Source organism: Rhizobium sp. KDH_Rht_773_N (genome assembly GCF_052946295.1).
Genome location: NZ_CM129525.1, coordinates 1,246,859 through 1,265,324, shown reverse-complemented (window position 1 = coordinate 1,265,324; position 18,466 = coordinate 1,246,859). Strand labels below are relative to the sequence as shown.

Annotated in this window: 14 protein-coding genes; 8 read left to right on the top strand and 6 right to left on the bottom strand. The window is 63.4% G+C overall.

Going from position 1 to position 18,466, the window contains the following annotated elements:
• Positions 1 to 71: 71 nt before the first annotated feature.
• Positions 72 to 461, bottom strand: a complete 390-nt coding sequence (locus ACU8HS_RS06465; protein WP_112567029.1) for a hypothetical protein — start codon at positions 459 to 461, stop codon at positions 72 to 74.
• 214 nt (positions 462 to 675) lie between these two features.
• Between ACU8HS_RS06465 and ACU8HS_RS06460 the strand changes: the two genes are divergently transcribed.
• From ACU8HS_RS06460 to ACU8HS_RS06445, 4 genes are all read left to right on the top strand, one after another.
• On the top strand, positions 676 to 2,469 hold the full coding sequence (locus ACU8HS_RS06460) for an acyl-CoA dehydrogenase C-terminal domain-containing protein (protein ID WP_447015626.1): 1,794 nt from the start codon (positions 676 to 678) through the stop codon (positions 2,467 to 2,469).
• A gap of 138 nt (positions 2,470 to 2,607) precedes the next feature.
• Positions 2,608 to 3,816, top strand: coding sequence for an acetyl-CoA C-acetyltransferase (locus ACU8HS_RS06455; RefSeq protein WP_377313454.1), 1,209 nt, complete (start codon positions 2,608 to 2,610; stop codon positions 3,814 to 3,816).
• 12 nt (positions 3,817 to 3,828) lie between these two features.
• On the top strand, positions 3,829 to 6,042 hold the full coding sequence (locus ACU8HS_RS06450) for an FAD-dependent oxidoreductase (protein WP_447015625.1): 2,214 nt from the start codon (positions 3,829 to 3,831) through the stop codon (positions 6,040 to 6,042).
• Between the two features lie 174 nt (positions 6,043 to 6,216).
• Entirely contained in the window at positions 6,217 to 6,771 is a 555-nt protein-coding gene (locus ACU8HS_RS06445; protein ID WP_447015624.1) for an HlyD family efflux transporter periplasmic adaptor subunit, read from the top strand.
• A 123-nt stretch (positions 6,772 to 6,894) separates the two neighbouring features.
• Here the strand turns inward: ACU8HS_RS06445 and ACU8HS_RS06440 are convergent, their stop codons facing one another.
• Together ACU8HS_RS06440 and ACU8HS_RS06435 are read right to left on the bottom strand one after the other, a co-directional pair.
• Positions 6,895 to 8,028, bottom strand: coding sequence for a calcium-binding protein (locus ACU8HS_RS06440; RefSeq protein WP_447015623.1), 1,134 nt, complete (start codon positions 8,026 to 8,028; stop codon positions 6,895 to 6,897).
• Positions 8,029 to 8,360: 332 nt separating this feature from the next.
• Positions 8,361 to 9,062: a hypothetical protein gene (locus ACU8HS_RS06435; RefSeq protein WP_447015622.1), complete on the bottom strand. Its 702-nt coding sequence runs from the start codon at positions 9,060 to 9,062 to the stop codon at positions 8,361 to 8,363.
• 197 nt (positions 9,063 to 9,259) lie between these two features.
• On the opposite strand from ACU8HS_RS06435, the gene ACU8HS_RS06430 reads away from it, so the two are divergent.
• Positions 9,260 to 10,282: an LLM class flavin-dependent oxidoreductase gene (locus ACU8HS_RS06430; RefSeq protein ID WP_447015621.1), complete on the top strand. Its 1,023-nt coding sequence runs from the start codon at positions 9,260 to 9,262 to the stop codon at positions 10,280 to 10,282.
• An 18-nt stretch (positions 10,283 to 10,300) separates the two neighbouring features.
• On the opposite strand, the gene ACU8HS_RS06425 is transcribed toward ACU8HS_RS06430, so the two are convergent.
• Positions 10,301 to 11,488, bottom strand: a complete 1,188-nt coding sequence (locus tag ACU8HS_RS06425) for an MFS transporter (RefSeq protein WP_447015620.1) — start codon at positions 11,486 to 11,488, stop codon at positions 10,301 to 10,303.
• 236 nt (positions 11,489 to 11,724) lie between these two features.
• Here ACU8HS_RS06425 and ACU8HS_RS06420 point away from each other — a divergent pair, with 236 nt between their 5' ends.
• On the top strand, positions 11,725 to 12,288 hold the full coding sequence (locus ACU8HS_RS06420) for a TetR/AcrR family transcriptional regulator (protein ID WP_112704553.1): 564 nt from the start codon (positions 11,725 to 11,727) through the stop codon (positions 12,286 to 12,288).
• Between the two features lie 3 nt (positions 12,289 to 12,291).
• Here ACU8HS_RS06420 and ACU8HS_RS06415 read toward each other — a convergent pair whose 3' ends face one another.
• The gene (locus ACU8HS_RS06415; RefSeq protein ID WP_447015619.1) at positions 12,292 to 15,792 is read right to left on the bottom strand and encodes a PAS domain-containing hybrid sensor histidine kinase/response regulator; all 3,501 of its coding nucleotides are present in this window, start codon (positions 15,790 to 15,792) and stop codon (positions 12,292 to 12,294) included.
• Between the two features lie 219 nt (positions 15,793 to 16,011).
• On the opposite strand from ACU8HS_RS06415, the gene mscL reads away from it, so the two are divergent.
• Both mscL and ACU8HS_RS06405 read left to right on the top strand, forming a co-directional pair.
• Complete coding sequence (gene mscL / locus ACU8HS_RS06410) at positions 16,012 to 16,449, top strand: large conductance mechanosensitive channel protein MscL (protein WP_112566994.1); 438 nt, start codon at positions 16,012 to 16,014, stop codon at positions 16,447 to 16,449.
• 135 nt (positions 16,450 to 16,584) lie between these two features.
• Positions 16,585 to 17,751, top strand: coding sequence for a pyridoxal phosphate-dependent aminotransferase (locus ACU8HS_RS06405; protein ID WP_112566992.1), 1,167 nt, complete (start codon positions 16,585 to 16,587; stop codon positions 17,749 to 17,751).
• Here the strand turns inward: ACU8HS_RS06405 and ACU8HS_RS06400 are convergent.
• A complete protein-coding gene (locus ACU8HS_RS06400; protein ID WP_112566988.1) occupies positions 17,748 to 18,428 on the bottom strand; it encodes a Type 1 glutamine amidotransferase-like domain-containing protein in 681 nt (226 codons plus the stop codon). The two genes, ACU8HS_RS06405 and ACU8HS_RS06400, sit on opposite strands and share 4 nt — an antisense overlap.
• Between the last annotated feature and the right edge of the window lie 38 nt (positions 18,429 to 18,466).

Sequence of the window (18,466 nt, the reverse complement as noted above, 5' to 3'; positions counted from 1 at the left end):
GCTCCCGGATAACGTTGCTGGTGCAAGCCTATTCCGGGAGCGGCCCGATCTTCAAGCCGCGCGACCGGTGCTCAGGCGGCGACAGGTTCGCGCACGTCGTCGAGCAGGAAATGCACGACGAGGTAATCGGTCCTGTAGTGCCGCCCGCTGTCGCCGACCTTCTCCTCCGAGCCGCCGTCGGCGGGATGCCAGGGGTGATAGTGCGGATTGGTGACGATCAGCGTCACCGCCTTGCCGGCATAGGGACCTTCGGCCGGCCGGAAGCGCATTTCGGCAAGCGGCCAGATGCGTTCGTAGGTTTCCATCGGAATGCGCACCCGAAGCGCCTTGCGCGGAGCCGGCGGCTCGTCATGGACTGCCAGCCTTTCGCCGTTGACCGGCTCGACCGCAACAGGTTCGATCGTCACTTCCTCCGCCGCATCGAAAATGGAATTGAACTCCGCAGGCCACGTCCTTCTCATGAAATCGCTCCTCCCAGGCTCTTTCTGCAGGTCTGATGGAATGTAGCGCGCTTAGCCGGAGAAGGAAACGGGCAGCATGCCGTTTGCCGCGGCTCGTTTCGCCTCTCACAAAATTGCACGCATGCGGAATTTGACGTTTACGCAAACGTCAATATTTTGTAAGAGAGTCTCAAGGCCGGAGCGATCCGGTCGGCGAATTGGAGGAATTCGAACGATGCCAGTCTACAAGGCCCCGGTGAACGACACGCTTTTCGTGCTCAACGACGTGCTGGGTCTCGAACGCTACAACAATCTCCCGGGCTTTGCCGATGCCACGCCTGACATGGTGGAGGCCATTCTGGGCGAGGCGGCCAAGGTGGCCGAGGAGGCACTGTTTCCTCTGAACTATTCCGGCGATCAGCAAGGTTGCCAGCGTCATGGCGACGGCACGATCTCGACGCCGAAGGGGTTCAAGGAGGCCTATCGGGCCTATCGCGAAGGCGGCTGGATCGGTCTTGCCGTGCCGGAGGAATTCGGCGGCCAGGGCCTGCCCTATACGCTTCATGCCGCCGTCGGCGAATATACCTCGGCCGCCAACATGTCGCTGATGATGTATCCGGGCCTGACGCAGGGCGCGATTGCCGCCATCCTCGTCCACGGCACCGACGAGCAGAAGAGCACCTACCTGCCGAAGATGGTGGACGGCTCCTGGTCCGGCACCATGAACCTCACCGAGCCGCATTGCGGCACCGATCTCGGCATGCTGCGCACCAGGGCGGTGCCGCAGCCCGACGGCAGCTACAGGATTTCGGGCCAAAAGATCTTCATCTCCGCCGGCGAGCATGACCTGACCGACAACATCGTCCATCTCGTGCTCGCCCGCATCGAAGGCGCGCCTGAGGGCACCAAGGGCATCTCGCTCTTCATCGTGCCGAAATTCCTCGTCAACGCGGACGGCAGCCTGGGCGCCCGCAATGGCGTCAGCTGTGGCGCGATCGAGCACAAGATGGGCATTCACGCCAACGCCACCTGCGTCATGAACTACGACGGGGCGACCGGTTTCCTGATCGGCGCCGAAAACCGCGGCCTCAACGCCATGTTCGTGATGATGAACGAGGCCCGGCTGATGGTCGGCCTGCAGGGCATTGCCGTTGCCGAAATCGCCTATCAGAATGCCGCAAACTACGCCCGCGAGCGCATCCAGGGCCGCTCGCTCTCCGGTCCCAAGGCGCCGGACAGGAAGGCCGACCCGATCATCGTCCACCCGGATATCCGTCGCGCGCTGATGACGATCCGGTCCTTCAACGAGGCCGGCCGCGCCTTCCTGCTCTGGACGGCGCTGAAATCGGATATCGCCCACCGCGCCAGCGACGAGAAGGAACGCCGGACGGCCGACGATATTCTCGGCCTCGTCACGCCGATCCTCAAGGGCGTGATGACCGACAGGGGCTTCGACCATGCCGTCATGGCCCAGCAGGTCTTCGGCGGCCACGGCTATATCGAAGAAAACGGCATGAGCCAGTATGTGCGCGATGCCCGCATCGCCATGATCTATGAAGGAGCGAACGGCATCCAGGCGCTCGATCTCGTCGGCCGCAAGCTGGCGCTGAACGGCGGCCGCGCCGCCATGGCGCTCTTCAAGGAGATCGGCGATTTCTGCGAGGAAAACCGTGCTGACGAGCAGCTGAGCTTCTTCACCAGGCACCTGAAGAAGGGCTTGAACGACGTGCAGGGCGCGACCATGTGGTTCATGCAGAACGCCATGGCCAAGCCCGACAATGCCGGTGCCGGTTCGACCGATTACATGCACCTCTTCGGCCTCGTCGTTCTCGGCTACATGTGGGCGCGCATGGCCAAAGCCGCCAACGAACGCCTTGCCGCCGGCGACGCACGCGAGGATTATCTGAGGAACAAGCTGATCACGGCGAAATTCTTCATGGAGCGCATCATGCCCGAGACCGCCTTGCGCAAGGCCCGCATCGAAACCGGCGCCGACACGATGATGGAACTGGCCGCCGAAGCCTTCTGATGGGAGCCCCTTCTCCACGCAGGGGAGAAGGTGGCCCGAAGGGCCGGATGAGGGGGCCGCAAGCGCAGTCGTCTCCGGTTTCTGCCGGCCGAAGAAAGAAATTCACCGGCGCGTCCGCGCCGCCAGGGAGATGAGACAATGACCGAGGTTTTCATTTACGATCACGTCCGCACGCCCCGCGGCCGCGGCAAGAAGGATGGCTCACTCCATGAAGTGCCGTCCGTGCGCCTTGCGGCCAGGACGCTGGAGGCGATCCGCGACCGCAACGGGCTGAACACCGAAACGGTCGACGACATCATCATGGGCTGCGTCGATCCGGTCATGGATGCCGGCGCCGTCATCCCCAAGGCCGCCGCGTTTGAGGCCGGTTATTCCACCAGGGCGCCCGGCATGCAGATCTCCCGCTTCTGCGCCTCCGGCCTCGATGCCGTCAATTTCGCTGCCGGCAAGATCGCGCAAGGGGCAGACGATATCGTCATTGCCGGCGGCGTCGAAAGCATGTCGCGCGTCGGCCTCGGCATGTCCGGCGGCGCGTGGTTCATGGACCCTTCGGTGAATTTCCCGGCCTATTTCATGCCGCAGGGCGTCTCGGCCGATCTCATCGCCACCAAATACGGCTTCTCGCGCGACGATGTCGATGCCTATGCCGTCGAAAGCCAGAAGCGGGCGGCCAATGCCTGGAACAACGGCTGGTTCAAGAATTCCGTCATCCCGGTCAAGGACCAGAACGGCCTGACCATCCTGGCCCATGACGAGCACATGCGCCCCGGCACCGACATGCAGGCGCTCGCCTCGCTCAATCCCTCCTTCCAGATGCCCGGCGAAATGGGCGGCTTCGAAGCCGTCGCCATCCAGGCCCATCCGGAGGTCGAGCGCGTCAACTATGTCCACCATGCCGGCAATTCCTCCGGCATCGTCGACGGCGCCGCTGCCGTCCTGCTCGGCTCGAAGGCCGGGGGAGCAAGCATGGGCCTGAAGCCGCGCGCCCGCGTCAAGGCCTTCGCCAATATCGGCTCGGATCCTGCCCTGATGCTGACCGGCCCCGTCGATGTCACCGAAAAGCTCTTGAAGCGCACGGGCATGACGCTTGCCGATATCGACCTTTTCGAACTCAACGAGGCCTTCGCCGCCGTCGTGCTGCGCTACATGCAGGCCTTCGAGATCGGGCATGACCGGATCAACGTCAACGGCGGCGCGATCGCCATGGGCCATCCGCTCGGCGCGACCGGCGCCATGATCCTCGGCACCGTGCTGGACGAACTGGAGCGCCGCGACCTCAACACCGCGCTTGTCACCCTCTGCATCGGCGCCGGCATGGGCACGGCAACCGTCATCGAACGCGTCTAAGGGAGAGAGACGATGAGCTACACCAATTTCACCGTCGAGACCGATGCCGACGGTATCGCCCTTGTCACCTGGGACATGCCCGGCAGGTCGATGAACCTCTTCACCCAGGAGGTGATGGACGAGCTCGACGCCATCGTCGATGTGACCGTCGCCGACAGCGCCGTCAAGGGCGTCGTCATCACCTCGGGCAAATCCTCCTTCTCGGGCGGCGCCGATCTCTCGATGATCAAGGCGATGTTCTCCTTCTACCATCAGGAGAAGACCGCCGATCCCGCGGGCGCCGCGCAAAAACTCTTCGATCTCGTCGGCCGCATGACCGGTCTCTACCGCAAGCTCGAAACCTGCGGCAAACCCTGGGTCTCGGCCATCAATGGCACCTGCATGGGCGGCGCCTTCGAAATGTCGCTCGCCTGCCACGGCCGCGTCGCCTCCAACGCGAAGAGCGTCAAGATCGGCCTGCCGGAAGTCAAGGTCGGCCTCTTCCCCGGTGCGGGCGGCACACAGCGCGTCGCGCGCCTGACCGATGCCCAGTCCGCCCTGCAGATGATGACGACGGGCCAGTCGCTGAACGCCTCGCGCGCCAAGGCCATGAACCTCGTTCATCAGGTGGTCGAGCCGGATCAGCTGATCCCGGCCGCCAAGCAGATGATCAAGGATGGCCTGAAGCCTGTCGCCCCCTGGGACGAGAAGGGCTTCAAGGTGCCCGGCGGCGGCATCTGGACGCCGGCCGCGGCCCAGCTCTGGCCGGCCGCGCCCGCCATCCTGCGCCGCGAGACGGCCGGCAACTATCCCGCCGCGCTCGCCATCCTGAAATGCGTCTACGAGGGCCTGCAGCTGCCCTTCGATACGGCGCTGAAGATCGAGCAGCGTTATTTCACCCAGGTGCTGCGGACCACCGAAGCCTTCTCGATGATCCGCTCGCTCTTCATTTCCATGCAGGAACTCGGCAAGGGCGCCCGCCGCCCGGCCGGCGTGCCGAAGAGCGAGCTGAAGAAGGTCGGCGTCGTCGGCGCCGGCTTCATGGGCGCCTCGATCGCCTATGTCACGGCTGCCGCCGGTTTCGATGTCACCCTCATCGACCGCGATATCGAAGCCGCCACCAAGGGCAGGGGCGTCGGCGAAGGCCTCGTCAAGGATTCCATTGGTAAGGGTCGTCTTACCCAGGAGGAGGGTGCCGCGCTTCTCTCCCGCATCACGCCCTCTGCCGACTACGGCGATTTGAAGGATGCCGATCTCGTCATCGAAGCGGTCTTCGAAGACCGTGCCGTCAAGAAGGCGGTCATCGAACAGGTGGAAGCCGTCATCCCGCAAACCACCATCTTCGCCTCCAATACCTCGACCCTGCCGATCACGGGCCTTGCCGAAAATTCGAAGCGGCCCGACCAGTTCATCGGCGTGCATTTCTTCTCGCCGGTCGAGAAGATGATGCTGACGGAAGTCATTCTCGGCAGAAAGACGGGCGACAAAGCGCTCGCCGTCGCCCTGGATTATGTCGCCGCGATCAGGAAAACCCCCATCGTCGTCAACGATACCAGAGGCTTCTTCGTCAACCGCTGCGTCTTCCGCTATATCCACGAAGCCTACGACATGCTGATCGAAGGCGTGCCGGCGGCGATGATCGAGAATGCCGCCAAGATGGCCGGCATGCCGGTCGGCCCGCTCTCGCTGAACGACGAGGTGGCGATCGATCTGTCGCAGAAGATCCTCAAGGCGACTGTTGCCGATCTCGGCCCGAAAGCCGTCGACGAACGCCACCTTGCCCTCATCAACCGGCTGGTGGACGAACTCGACCGCCGCGGCCGCAAGAACGGCAAGGGCTTCTACGAATACCCGGCCAAGCCCGCCAAAAAATTCCTCTGGCCCGAGCTGAAGACCCTCTATGCGCAGAAGCCGGCCGCCGAGATCGACGTCGAGATCCTGAAGCAGCGCTTCCTGGTGACGATCGCGCTCGAGGCCGCCCGCACCATGGAGGAGGGCATCGTCACCGACCCGCGCGAGGCCGATGTCGGCTCCATCCTCGGCTTCGGTTTCGCGCCCTATACCGGCGGTGCGCTGAGCTATATCGACGGCATGGGCGTGAAGGCCTTCGTGGACCTTGCCGAAAAGCTGGCCGCTGCCTATGGCGACCACTTCAAGCCGACACCGCTCCTGAAGGACATGGCCGCCAGGGACGAAACCTTCTACGGCCGCTTCGACCCCTATCCGGCTGCCGGCAAGGCGGCATAGACAGTCCGCAAACGGAGGGCACGGAGCCCTCCACCAACCACTCGACCTGGGCGGAGCCATGAGGCTCGATCCATCCTCTGACTCTCAGGGGAGAAAAGGGTATGCAGTGTCGTTTCTGCGTCGTCAACGGCATCCGCTACTATGTCTCTTTGCCTCTGCGGGGAGAGGGTTAGCGTGACCCGGGCGGATGCTGCAGCGGAACTTCGCGATGTCGAGAACAAGCAGGCCGAGCTCGTCGAGAAGGAAGTCGCGGCCGCAGATCAGCTGAAACACATCGAAATCAGGGCGCCTATTGGCGGCGCGGTTCACCAACTTTCGGTCCATACGGTGGGCGTCGTCGTCTCTGCTGCGGAGACGCTGATGGAGATCGTTCCTAATCGCACCGCGTTGACGGTGGAGGCCCGGATAGCGCCCCGGAACATCGACCAGCTTATGGTCGGCCAACCTGCTACCTTGCGATTGACCGCTTTTAGCAGAAACACCACGCCGCAGCTGGTGGGTTCGTTGGCGCGCGTTTCTGCGGATCTGGAAATCGATCAGAAGACAGGCGCAGGTTACTACCGCGCGGCCGTGACTATCCCTGATGCCGAAGTTCAGAAATTGCGCGGCCTTGCACTCGTATCCGGCATGCCCGTGGAAACGTTCATCCGAACAGGGGACCGCACGGTGCTGTCCTATTTTATCAAGCCGATCCGGGACCACGCGAGCCGCGTCTTCCGGGAGGACTAATCGCGAAACATGGCGAGCCGGCAGCTCGCCCTCGAATACCGACGCTTCATGCCATCGGCACGAGGCTGGGGCGGTCGCGCGGGTCGCTCGGTCCGCGGGAGTTCCATGTCAACGAATAGAATCTTATGCGGCGCTTTGAGTCGGCGAAATCGTCATTCTGCCATTGAAGAATTCGACGCTGACATCGGTGGAGTTCGCGAACTCGCCCGTAAATTTCACCGTAATCGTATCGTCGCTGTCTTTGAAAGAAACTGTCAGGCTGCCATCATCGTTGCGGCTGACAACCGTATTATCTCGCGCTCCTTCGGCTCCGCCGCTGAAATTGCGGCGGATTTCCAAAGGCTTGTTGGTCTCGACGCTATCGTGGCCATCGCCCTTGTTAAAGGACATAATAGCCCGCTCTTCGACCTGAAAGGCTAGGTTGTCGTCGCCCGTTCCCCCAGATACTTCGGCGGTTTTTCCGATGGCCGTGATCTTGTCATTGCCTGCACCGCCTCCGGCTCCTGCATAGGTTCCCCCGTGGACGGTAATCTCGTCGTCGCCGTCGCCGCCGCCAGCATTGGCACTGTCGGCGTCAACCGTGATCTTGTCATTGCCGGCACCTCCAGTTGCGCCGTCGACGCGGCCTTTGGCCGTTATCGAAATAATGTCGTTTCCGCCGCCGCCGTCGGCAACCCACACATCAGTAGCGCTCGTGATGCCAATCTCATCATCTCCGTCTCCGCCATAGGTTCGGTCTACCCCCGCAATGTAGTTTTCGTCCCGTGATCCAGACGAGCTGTTAATGATGATCTTGTCATTGCCCGCTCCGCCATAGGTGCGATCGACATTGCCGTGGCTATCAATGGTGATCAGATCATCCCCATCTCCCGCCGACACGAGATCGACCGAGGTCATCATTACGTCACCATAGTAGAAATAGGCGCCTGACGTTCTGATGTTGATGGTGTCGTTGCCGGCGCCGGTGCTGGCACCCGCTTGGGCGGCCGATATCGAGACGGTATCGTTGCCGTCGCCAGTCCCAACCCCTGCCTGACCGTCTTCGGCCTCGACCTTCACGGTGGCATTGCCCATTGCATCGAGCAGGACTTCCAGGAGTCGCGATTTCGTTTCGTTACCGGTATCTGGTGCGAAACTGAGCGTGGCTGTAGCGGATATGGTCTTTGTCTCGCCCTTTTCATCCGCCGGCGTTTGCAAAAGTTTGAGTGCGTATTCCTGCTTTGTAAGTGCATTCACAGACAGCTTGTTTTCGATCAAGGTCGCCTCCAGCCAATTGTATTTCAGCGTTGTTGATTGCGATCTTGTACACGTTTTGCTTGTCTGGGGCTTAAATGCAAAGATCGAGGATTGTCGGACAGTGGCACTCTGAAGCAGCTACAATTGCGTAGGTCGCATTTAAGGGCAAACCTGCGCATGCAGGCAGTCGTTTCACTGTGTCGGGCTCGGTCTGATTGATCGACATACCGGAAGTTCCACCGCCTCAACGCCCATCACGCATGAAGAATTAGGCTCGCACGATCGTTGGGGCACGTTCTCTGAACAGTTGGTGAAACCGGTGGATGGCTGGGCGGCCATATCTTGCCCTTGCCCTATTGCGCGGCCGCTTCGAAGCTTTCTCCGCCCGAAACGTTTTGGGCGAGCCGCGCAACGGCGGCCGGCCCGCCATGGGCGGCAATCCAGCGGTCCACGCGGCAGGCCGCCCGCGCGTAGAGTTCCTGCGTGCGTGCCGTCTCCACCCAGGCGCTGCGCGTCGTCGGCATGTCGCCGCCGGGTTCGATCAGGCAGCGGTCGCCATTGCCGGCCTGCCGCAGATAGCGCGGGTCGGCGGAGATGTCCGCGGCAAGGCCTTCGTCGAACCATTGCGGAATGGCCCTGTTCCAGGTCTTCACCAGCCCCAGCCGGCTGTGCAGCTCGATATGCGAGAGTTCGTGGGCGGCGATCACGTCGCTCGTGCCGCGCGGCGAAAGAAACAGCGCCCAGTCGAGGATCGCCTGCCCGCGCGAGCCGCCACCGATCGGCTGATAACAATCCTCGCTCTTGCAGATCAGGATGCGAGGCCTGCCGTCAAGCGCACCGTAAAAATCCGCCACGCGTTCGCGCGCGGCCGCAACGACGGCTTGCGCCTGCTCGCGTTCCCCGACGCTCATGGTCTTTTCCACATAGATGCCGTTGCCGAGCCCCGTGAACCCATAGCAGTAAGGGCAGGCGACAGCCGCGACGGCGGGATAGGCGAAAGCCGTGCCCGCAACGGCAAGGACAAGAAAGGCCGCAAGGCCGATGACGATTTTCATGAGCGCTCCTCCGCGAGATCATCGCGACGGTGAAACCGGAAATCGCCATTTCCATGGCTGGCTGCCGGCGGGAAATGGCAAGGGATCGCACACCGCATTCTCGCCTGCCTCACAAATCTCTCGCCGGGCGCCTATATGCCTGTCTGGAATCATGACAAAAGGCGTGCAGGGCACCCTTCAGTTTAAGCGATGGAATCATGAAAAAGATCGGTTTTCTCTCCTTCGGGCATTGGACGCCCTCGCCGCAATCCCAGACGCGATCGGCAGGCGATACGCTGCTGCAGTCGATCGATCTTGCCGTCGCTGCCGAGGAACTGGGCGCGGATGGCGCCTATTTCCGCGTCCATCATTTCGCCCGCCAGCTTGCCTCGCCCTTCCCGCTGCTGGCCGCCGTCGGCGCGCGCACCAGCCGCATCGAAATCGGTACGGCGGTCATCGACATGCGCTACGAGAACCCGCTCTACATGGCCGAAGATGCCGGTGCGGCCGATCTGATTGCGCGCGGGCGCCTGCAGCTCGGCATCAGCCGCGGCTCGCCGGAGCAGGTCATCGATGGCTGGCGCTATTTCGGCTACAACCCGCCGCAGGGCCAGAGCGATGCCGATATGGGCCGCCGCCATGCCGAAGTCTTCCTCGAAGTGCTGAAGGGCGAAGGTTTCGCCGAGCCCAATCCGCGGCCGATGTTTCCCAATCCGCCCGGCCTCCTGCGCCTCGAGCCGCATTCGGCCGGCCTGCGCGAGCGCATCTGGTGGGGTGCCGGCTCGAATGCCACGGCCGTCTGGGCCGCCAGGCTCGGCATGAACCTGCAGAGCTCGACGCTGAAGGACGACGAGACCGGCGAAGCCTTCCATATCCAGCAGGCCAAGCAGATCCGCGCCTATCGCGCGGCCTGGAAGGAGGCCGGCCATCAGCGCGAGCCGCGCGTTTCCGTCAGCCGCAGCATCTTCGCGCTGGTCAACGATCGCGACCGCTCCTATTTCGGCTATGGCAATGAGGGCCAGGACAAGATCGGCTTCATCGACGAGAACACGAGAGCGATCTTCGGCCGCTCCTATGCCGCCGAGCCCGACGCCCTCGTCGAGGAGCTGAAAAGGGACGAAGCGATCGCCGAGGCCGATACCCTGCTGCTGACCGTCCCCAACCAGCTCGGCGTGGAATACAATGCCCACGTCATCGAATCGATCCTGAAATATGTCGCCCCGGCGCTCGGCTGGCGGTGATCGTCTCGGGCGACGGTCCTATGCCGTCGCCGTCTGCTTTGCTGCGCGCAAGGCCATCAGTCCGGCAAGGCTGACGAGCACGATTGCCGTGGCGTAGATATCGGTGGTCAGGCCGTAGCCGATCGATTTGACCAGGAAGCCGGCAAGGATCGCCGGCAGGCTGAAGGCTAGGTAGCTCTGGACATAGAAGGCCGAAAGCAGGCCGGCGCGCTCCTCCGGCCTGGCAAGCGGCATGATCGTGCCGATCGAGCCGAGGAAGTTGGTGCCGAAACCGGCGCCGGTCAAAAGCGTGCCGACCAGCAGCAGCGGCACGCTGGCAAGATGCACGCCGCCGACCACCGTCGCGATGCCGGCTGTCTGGGAGGCAACGCCGAAGACGAGATTGGCCTTCGGGCTGCGGCTGCGCCGCAGGAAAACGGCGATTGCCCCGGACAGCATCAGCGCTGCGACGACAGCCCCGCCTGTCAGCGGCGCCCGGCTGCCGGTGGTGGAGGCAACCAGCGAGGGCACGAGCGACAGGTAGAAGCCGCCGAGCGTCCAGTTGGCGATATTGATCGGCGTCACCAGCGACAGCGGCTTGCGCACCTGCGGCGGAATGAAAACCGCAGGCTTCAGCGCGTTGAAGATGCCGGGCCGCGTGCCGCCGGTTTCGCGCGTCAGCCACAGCGCAAAGGCCTGCACGGCAAAGGCGGCCAGCAGCAGCGCATAGACGAGATGCAGCGGCTCGGGTCCGTACTGGATCAGCGCGCTGGTGCCGATGGCGCCGATCGCCATGCCGGAGAGCGGCGCGAGCGAGTTGACGATCTGCCCCTTTGCCCGGTCGATATCGACAAGGGCCGCACCGAGCGAGGCGCCGGCAATGCCTGTCGCAAGCCCCTGCACGATGCGCGCCGCGATCAGCCATTGCGGCCCGCTGGCGAGGCAAAACAGCGCCATGGCGGTGATTTCGAGCACCAGCGCGCCGAAAATGACGGGCCGCCGCCCGAGGTGATCGGAGATCGAGCCGGCAATCAGGAGGGCCGCCAGCAGCGCGAAGGCGTAGACGGCGAAGATCACCGTGATGAGGATGGGCGAGAGGGCGAATGTTTCCTGATAGATGCGGTAGAGCGGCGTCGGCGCCGCCGAGGCGCCGAAGAAGATGGCAAGCGTCAGCGCATGGAAGCCCATGGGAGACGAATTCCGGATAGATTCGCGAGCGCCGGCCATGTAAGCTCCTTAAGGCTAATTCGTTGCGTTAGCCCCATCTAGGCGAGGTGAAGCTTAAAAGCAAATAATTTGCGTTAATGGATCGATGAAAGTTTCTGAACTGTTTGTGCCGGAGCCGTTTCAGCGAAAATGCGCAGCGCTTTTGCGATAACGACATGTAAGGACAAAAGCCTAAAATGCGGCGCGCGAATCTGAGAGAACGCGGCCTGCGTCAGGTGAAGAAAGTTGGGTTTGGAATGGCAGTGAAAGAGAATGTCCGTCCGGGCGGCAGAAGTGCGCGTGTCCAGGCTTCCGTGCATGCCGCCGTGCGTGCGCTTCTTGCGGAGATGAGCCGGCCGGAGATCACCGTTCCGTTGATCGCGGCGCGGGCGGGCGTGACCCCGTCCACCATCTATCGCCGCTGGGGCGACCTGCAGGAATTGCTGGCCGATGTCGCCGTCGAACGTCTCCGCCCCGATATGGAGCCGGTCGATACCGGAACCGGCGCTGGTGATCTGGAAGCCTGGGCCGAGCAATATGCGGAGGAAATGTCCTCCGGCCCGGGACGGGAATATGTGCGCGACGTGCTCGCCGCCCAGACCTGCGACAATGCCAGCAAGTGCTGCAACTTCACCCGTCAGCAGATCGAGGCGATCGCCGGCCGGGCGAAGGCGAGGGGGGAGGCCTTTCCCGATATCGATGCGGTGATGGACCGTGTGGTCGCCCCCATCATGTACCGTATCCTGTTCGGCGACGCCCCGAGCGCCGCCCGCGTCCGGGAGCTTGTCGGCCATCTCTTCGGCCGCCGCAAGGCCGCCTGACCTTCACTCCGCCGCGGTGCGCTTCAGGCCGGAAACCTGCGTGATATAGGCGCGCAGCGCGGCCGGCCGCACCGGCTTGTGCTGAACGGCGATGCCGTGTTTCTCCGCCTCGGCCCGCACTTCCGGCGTCCTGTCGGCGGTGATGAGCAGGGCGGGAATGTCCGCGCCGAAATGCTGCCTGAGATGCAGGATCGCCTCGACCCCGGTTCCGTCGGCGAGATGATAGTCGGCGATGACGAGATCCGGCGGCTGCCGGCCCGAAAGCCTCTGGACGGCGGCAAGCGAATCCACGGCCTGCGTGTCGCAGCCCCATCCGTCGATCAGAAGCCGCATGCCTTCGAGGATCTTCGTTTCGTTGTCGATGCAGAGGATGCGCAAGCCCTTCAGCGGCTGGGCCGGCCGGTCGGCGGGAGGGGTGGCGGCCGTCGCCTGCGCACTCCTGGAGACGTCGAGCGGCATGAGGATGCGAAATTCCGTACCCTTGCCATGCGTCGAATGCAGCTCGACCTTGTGGCCGAGCACGCGGGCGATGCGGTCGACGATGGAGAGCCCGAGCCCGAGGCCCGACGCGGTCCTGGCGCCCTCGTCCAGCCGCGCGAATTCCTTGAACACGGTGCGGAATTTCGAAGGCGGAATGCCGATGCCGGAATCGATCACCTGGATCATCACCTGGTTGCCGTATCTCCGGACCCCGACCAGCACCTTGCCGCTGACCGTGTATTTGATGGCATTGGAAACGAGGTTCTGCACCAGCCGGCGCAGCAGGTTGGGATCGGAGCGGACCCGCAGCGAGGTCGGCATCACCACGAGCTTCAGCTTCTTTTCGCGGGCAATCGGCGCAAAATCGGTTTCGATACGCTCCAGAAGGTCGAAAAGCGGCACGGATGCCAGCCGTGGCCGCATGGCGCCGGTATCGAGCCGGGAAATGTCGAGCACGGCCCCGAGGATGGACTCGACCGATTCCAGCGCGGAATCGATATTGCGCACGATCGGGCCGTTTTCCGTTTGCGCCATGCGCTCGACAAGCGCCGAGGAATAGAGCCGGGCGGCATTGAGCGGCTGCAGGATGTCGTGGCCGGCAGCGGCAAAGAAGCGGGTCTTGCCGATATTGGCCTCGTCCGCCGCCGCCCGCGCTTCGGCAAGCTCCCGGTTGACGCGGGTCAGTTCCGCGGTGCGCTCGGCCACACGCTGTTCCAGCGTCTCGTTGGCCTGTTTCAGCGCCCGGTCGGCGGCCACGCGCTGGGTGATGTCGGTGAAGGTTGCGACGATGCCCTTGTCCGGCATGGCGTTGGAACGCACTTCGATGATGCGCTCGCCGCCGCCGAGCACGAGCGGGAACGGCTTGTCGAGCGTCAGGAAATGCCGCACCGCCTGGCCCTGGTCGCCGGGGGCGATATCGCCGCGCCGGCTGAGGATATTGACGATCTCCGACAGCGGAAATCCGACCTGGCCGGCATTTTCAGGCAGGTCCAGCAATTGCCGGAAGCGGCGGTTCCAGATCGTCAGCCGATTGGAACTGTCGAACACGGCAATGCCCTGGTCCATCTGTGACAGTGCGGTCTGCAGCATATCCTGATTGTACTGCACCGCCTCGCTCGCCTGGTCGAGCAGCCAGGCCGTATCGGAAGACGCATCCTCGATCTTCTGCAGGATGAGCGAAAGCACGAGCCGCGCGGAAGACGAGCCGATGGCGCTGCCGAGAAGCTGTTCGGTGAAATGGATGAGCGCCATATCGGCCGGCTGGTCGTCCTCCAGCTTGCGCCCGGAGGTCTGCTCGTAGGTCGCAAGCGAGCGCTGCATGCGCTCCTCGCCGAGATAGCGGGCGATCGCCGTTTTCAGGTCGCCGACGCTGACGCGGGTCTTCCAGCCGCGCGTGGCAAATTGCGAGCGCGAATGGCGCTTCACGAAGATGCCGGCCTGGATGCGCTCCAGCGGTTTGGCGTTGCGCGTCAGCGAGCCGACGATGAAGGCGGCGCTGTTGATGAGCAGGCTCATCGCCGTCGCGTTGACCAGCGGATCGGCATCCGGGCCGGTAAAGAGCGTCGTGCCCGGAAGGATGAAGCCGAGGAAGCCGCTTGCCACATAGGAATAGTCCGGGCCGCCGAACGAAGGCAGGAACAGGAGGTAGAGCCAGACGATGAAACCGGAGGTCAGGCCGAGAATGGCGCCGCGCGCGTTCGCCCGCCGCCAGATCATGCCGCCGAACAGGGCGGGCGCAATCTGCGCGATGGCGGCAAAGGAAAGCAGGCCGATCGAGGCGAGCCCCGCCGTGCTGTCGGTCGAGCGGTAATAGGCGTAGCCGAGCAGCAGCACGGCGAAAATGGCGCTGCGGCGGATGTTGAGCAGGCTCTTTGCGAAATCGTCGCGCTGGCTTGCAAGCCCCGCGAGCTTGCGGCGCAGGAAGAACGGCATGACGATGTCGTTCGACACCATGATGGAAAGCGCCACGGAATCGACGATCACCATCGCGGTCGCCGCCGAAAAGCCGCCGATGAAGGTAATCAGCGAGACGACCGGCATCTGCCCCGTCAGCGGCAGCGAGAGCATGTACAGGTCGCCATTGCCGTTGCCGCCGAAGGTCAGCAGCCCGCCGATCGCGACCGGCAGCACGAAGAGGTTGATGGCGATCAGGTAAAGCGGAAAGAGAAAGCCCGCGAGCCGCAGCTGCTTTGCCGTGCGGTTCTCGACGACGGTCACATGGAACTGGCGCGGCAGCATGATGATGGCAAAGGCCGAAAGCAGCGTTAGCGTGATCCACCGGCTGAGCGGCGTCTGATAGTCGAGCGCGGCCGTGACCAGCGCGTTCTCCGACCCCTTCCGCCACAGGTCGCCCGGCCCGTCGAACAGGAACCAGATGACGCAGACGCCCGCCGTCAGGAAGGCGACGAGCTTCACCATCGATTCCATCGATACCGCAAGGATGAGCCCGTCCTGATGTTCCGTCGCGTCGGTGTGGCGGGTGCCGAACATGATGGCGAAGCAGGCGAGCACCAGCGTGACGATGAGCGGCAGGTCGAGGAAATAGAGGTTGCCGCTGCCGATGCCGTAGTCGGACGGGTTGACCATGGCCGTGACCGTCGCGGAAATGGATTTCAGCTGCAGCGCGATATAGGGAATGGTGCCGATGAGGCAGATCAGCGCCACGATGGTCGCGACGGTGGAATTCTTGCCGTAGCGCGCGGCGATGAAATCGGCGACGGATGTCAGCTTTTCGGCCTTGGCAAGCTCGATGATGCGCCTCAGGAGCGGCATGCCGAGCGTGAAGACGAGGATCGGCCCGATATAGATGCCGGCAAATTCCAGCCCGTGATGGGCAGCCAGGCCCACGCCGCCGAAATAGGTCCAGGACGTGCAGTAGATCGCCAGGCTGAGCGCATAGACCACGGGCCGGCCGCCTTCCGGCACGCCGAACTTGCGGCTGCGGCGGTCGCCGTAGCTTGCCACTGCGAAAAGCAGCAGAAGGTAAGCCAAGGCAAACGCAAATATGACCCAGCCTGGAAGCATCGACCCTCCGCCGGCGGATTGTCCGCCATCCTCCCGGAACATATCCAAGATTAGGGCAATTCAGCAGGTTTGGAAATTCCCGCGCTCTTGGTCTTAAGTTCTACGCGGATGGGGACGGGGGCCGAATATTTCCAATTGCCGATTGATTAATTGAAATGGAGGTGTAGCTAATAAATCAACGGCATGTCTTTGAAAATGCATCAAGGGGAGACGGATCGGATGCTCAACGAGTTCAAAGCTTTCATCGCCCGCGGCAATGTCATGGACCTCGCGGTCGGCGTCATCATCGGCGGCGCCTTCGGCGGCATCGTCAGATCTCTGGTCGAAGATATCATCATGCCGATCGTCGGCGCGATCTTCGGCGGTTTCGACTTCTCCAACTACTTCATTCCGCTGTCCTCCAAGGTCACTGCGGTAAGCCTCGCGGAGGCCCGTGGCCAGGGTGCCGTTTTCGCCTACGGCAACTTCATCACCGTCCTCATCAATTTCCTGATCCTCGCCTGGATCATCTTCCTCATGGTCAAGGCGGTGAACACGCTGCGCGAGCAGGTCGAGCGCAAGGAAAAGGAAGCGCCGGCAGAGGTTCCGCCGCCGCCGGCCGATGTCGCGCTGCTGACGGAAATCCGCGACCTTCTCGCCCGGCGCCCGGCGGTCTGATCTGGCGGTCTGATCCGGCCGGGAGCGCTTCCGCTCCGGCCGGGCTCATCCATCACGAAAATCGATATGCCATCACGCATTGTCATGGGATTTGCGCATGCAAATCCGCTATGAAGGCGTGAACCGGAGATATGCATGTCGATTATAAGCAGCCTCAGCCCGCGCGCCGTCGCCGCGCCAGAAAGCGGGATCGTCGAAGTCGTCAACTATGCCCGCGGCCGTGAAGGCCTGCTGCCGCTCTGGGTCGGCGAGGGCGACCTTCCCACCCCCGATTTCATCAATCAGGCCGCCATGCAGGCGCTCGCCGCCGGTGAAACCTTCTATACCTGGCAGCGCGGCATCCCCGAACTGCGCCAGGCGCTGTCTGACTACTATGTCAGGCATTTCGGCATCCGCCTGCCGGTGGAGCATTTCTACGTCACCGGCTCCGGCATGCAGGCGATCCAGATCGCCGTCCAGGCGCTGACCTCGCCCGGCGACGAGTTCGTCTACCTGACACCCGCCTGGCCCAACATCGCCGCCGCCCTCGAAATCGCCGGCGCCCGCTCGGTCGGTGTGACGCTGCAGTTCGAAGGCGGCACCTGGGCCGTCGACCTTGACCGTATCGAAGCGGCGATCACGCCGAAGACCCGCGGCCTCTTCGTCAATACGCCGTCGAACCCAACCGGCTGGACGGCGACTAGGAAGGATCTGGCCGATATCCTGGCGCTCGCGCGCAGGCACGATCTCTGGATCATGGCGGACGAGATCTATGCGCGTTATTTCTATGCCGGCGGCCGCGCGCCCTCCTTCCTCGACGTCATGGAACCGGCCGACAAGATCATTTTCGTCAACTCCTTCTCCAAGAACTGGTCGATGACCGGCTGGCGCGTCGGCTGGATCGTCGCCCCGCCCGAAACCGGCCAGGTGCTGGAAAACCTCATCCAGTATTCGACCTCCGGCGTGGCGCAGTTCATGCAGAAGGGCGCGGTCGCGGCCCTCAACGAGGGTGACGCCTTCGTGCAGTCGAATATCGACAAGGCGACCCGCGCGCGCGATATCCTCTGCGATGCGCTGATCGCCACCAACCGCGTCGAAACGCTGAAGCCGGATGGCGCGCTCTACGCTTTCCTGAAGATCGACGGCGTCACCGACAGCCGGAGGGCCGCGATCGACATCGTCGACAAGACCGGCGTCGGCCTTGCCCCCGGCACTGCTTTCGGTCCCGGCGGCGCGCTCTTCCTGCGCGCCTGTTTCCTGCGCGACCCGGCGCAGGTCACGGTCGCGGCCGAACGGCTCTGCGACTATATTCTCAAGCTTTAAGCGGAACGGCGCATCGCTTCCGGCAGCACCGGAAGCAGCGTCACGTTGCGGCCTTCGACAATGATGACTTCGCCGTCCCGCAGCGGCTGGAAGGGTATATCGGCCTCCTCCAGGAAGCCGGCCGCCCTTTCGGCAGCTTCGGCCTCGTCATGCGCCGAGCGATAATGCGGGACGATGGAGAAATCGACGAGGCCAAGCCCGTCCCAGAGGATGCCCGCGTCGTAGCCCGGCGCGAGCAGATGCGGATCGTCCATGATGTCGATGCCCTTGAGCGAGGGCGTCGCCACGACCGCCCCGGCGCTGAAGCCGCCATAGACGAGCGCATCCGCGCGCAGCAATTCCCCGATGACGCGATCGAAGCCGCTCTGCCGCATGGCCCGCCGGAGAAGAAAGGCATTGCCGCCGACGGCCCAGACGAGATCGACACCGGCGAGCGTTTTTTCGAGCGCTTGCGGCTGTCCGAAATAGTCCCGCAGGTCGAGTTCTTCCGCCTCGATGCCCCAATCGGCAAGCTCTTCCCTGGGATCGTAGATATTGGCCGCATAGGCACGGCGCGCCCCGGAGGGAACGAAGTCCAAGGCGTTCTGGATGACGGCGGCGCGACGCCCGCCGTTGAGAAGCTTTCGGAGCCGGAAGGCGCTGGCGCCGAGCCGGTAGGATGACAGGTAGAGCCTCATTGTTGGCCCTCCCGGTTCCGGAGGGGCAGGTTGCAGGC

What these genes read in the sequence shown, in the direction of transcription:
- ACU8HS_RS06405 (WP_112566992.1), top strand. Translation starts at nt 16,585, where the DNA reads ATGTCGATTATAAGCAGCCTCAGCCCGCGCGCCGTCGCCGCGCCAGAA.
- ACU8HS_RS06420 (WP_112704553.1), top strand. Translation starts at nt 11,725, where the DNA reads ATGGCAGTGAAAGAGAATGTCCGTCCGGGCGGCAGAAGTGCGCGTGTC.
- ACU8HS_RS06415 (WP_447015619.1), bottom strand. Translation starts at nt 15,792, where the DNA reads ATGCTTCCAGGCTGGGTCATATTTGCGTTTGCCTTGGCTTACCTTCTG.
- ACU8HS_RS06465 (WP_112567029.1), bottom strand. Translation starts at nt 461, where the DNA reads ATGAGAAGGACGTGGCCTGCGGAGTTCAATTCCATTTTCGATGCGGCG.
- ACU8HS_RS06460 (WP_447015626.1), top strand. Translation starts at nt 676, where the DNA reads ATGCCAGTCTACAAGGCCCCGGTGAACGACACGCTTTTCGTGCTCAAC.
- ACU8HS_RS06425 (WP_447015620.1), bottom strand. Translation starts at nt 11,488, where the DNA reads ATGGCCGGCGCTCGCGAATCTATCCGGAATTCGTCTCCCATGGGCTTC.
- ACU8HS_RS06455 (WP_377313454.1), top strand. Translation starts at nt 2,608, where the DNA reads ATGACCGAGGTTTTCATTTACGATCACGTCCGCACGCCCCGCGGCCGC.
- ACU8HS_RS06400 (WP_112566988.1), bottom strand. Translation starts at nt 18,428, where the DNA reads ATGAGGCTCTACCTGTCATCCTACCGGCTCGGCGCCAGCGCCTTCCGG.
- ACU8HS_RS06430 (WP_447015621.1), top strand. Translation starts at nt 9,260, where the DNA reads ATGAAAAAGATCGGTTTTCTCTCCTTCGGGCATTGGACGCCCTCGCCG.
- ACU8HS_RS06435 (WP_447015622.1), bottom strand. Translation starts at nt 9,062, where the DNA reads ATGAAAATCGTCATCGGCCTTGCGGCCTTTCTTGTCCTTGCCGTTGCG.
- ACU8HS_RS06450 (WP_447015625.1), top strand. Translation starts at nt 3,829, where the DNA reads ATGAGCTACACCAATTTCACCGTCGAGACCGATGCCGACGGTATCGCC.
- mscL (WP_112566994.1), top strand. Translation starts at nt 16,012, where the DNA reads ATGCTCAACGAGTTCAAAGCTTTCATCGCCCGCGGCAATGTCATGGAC.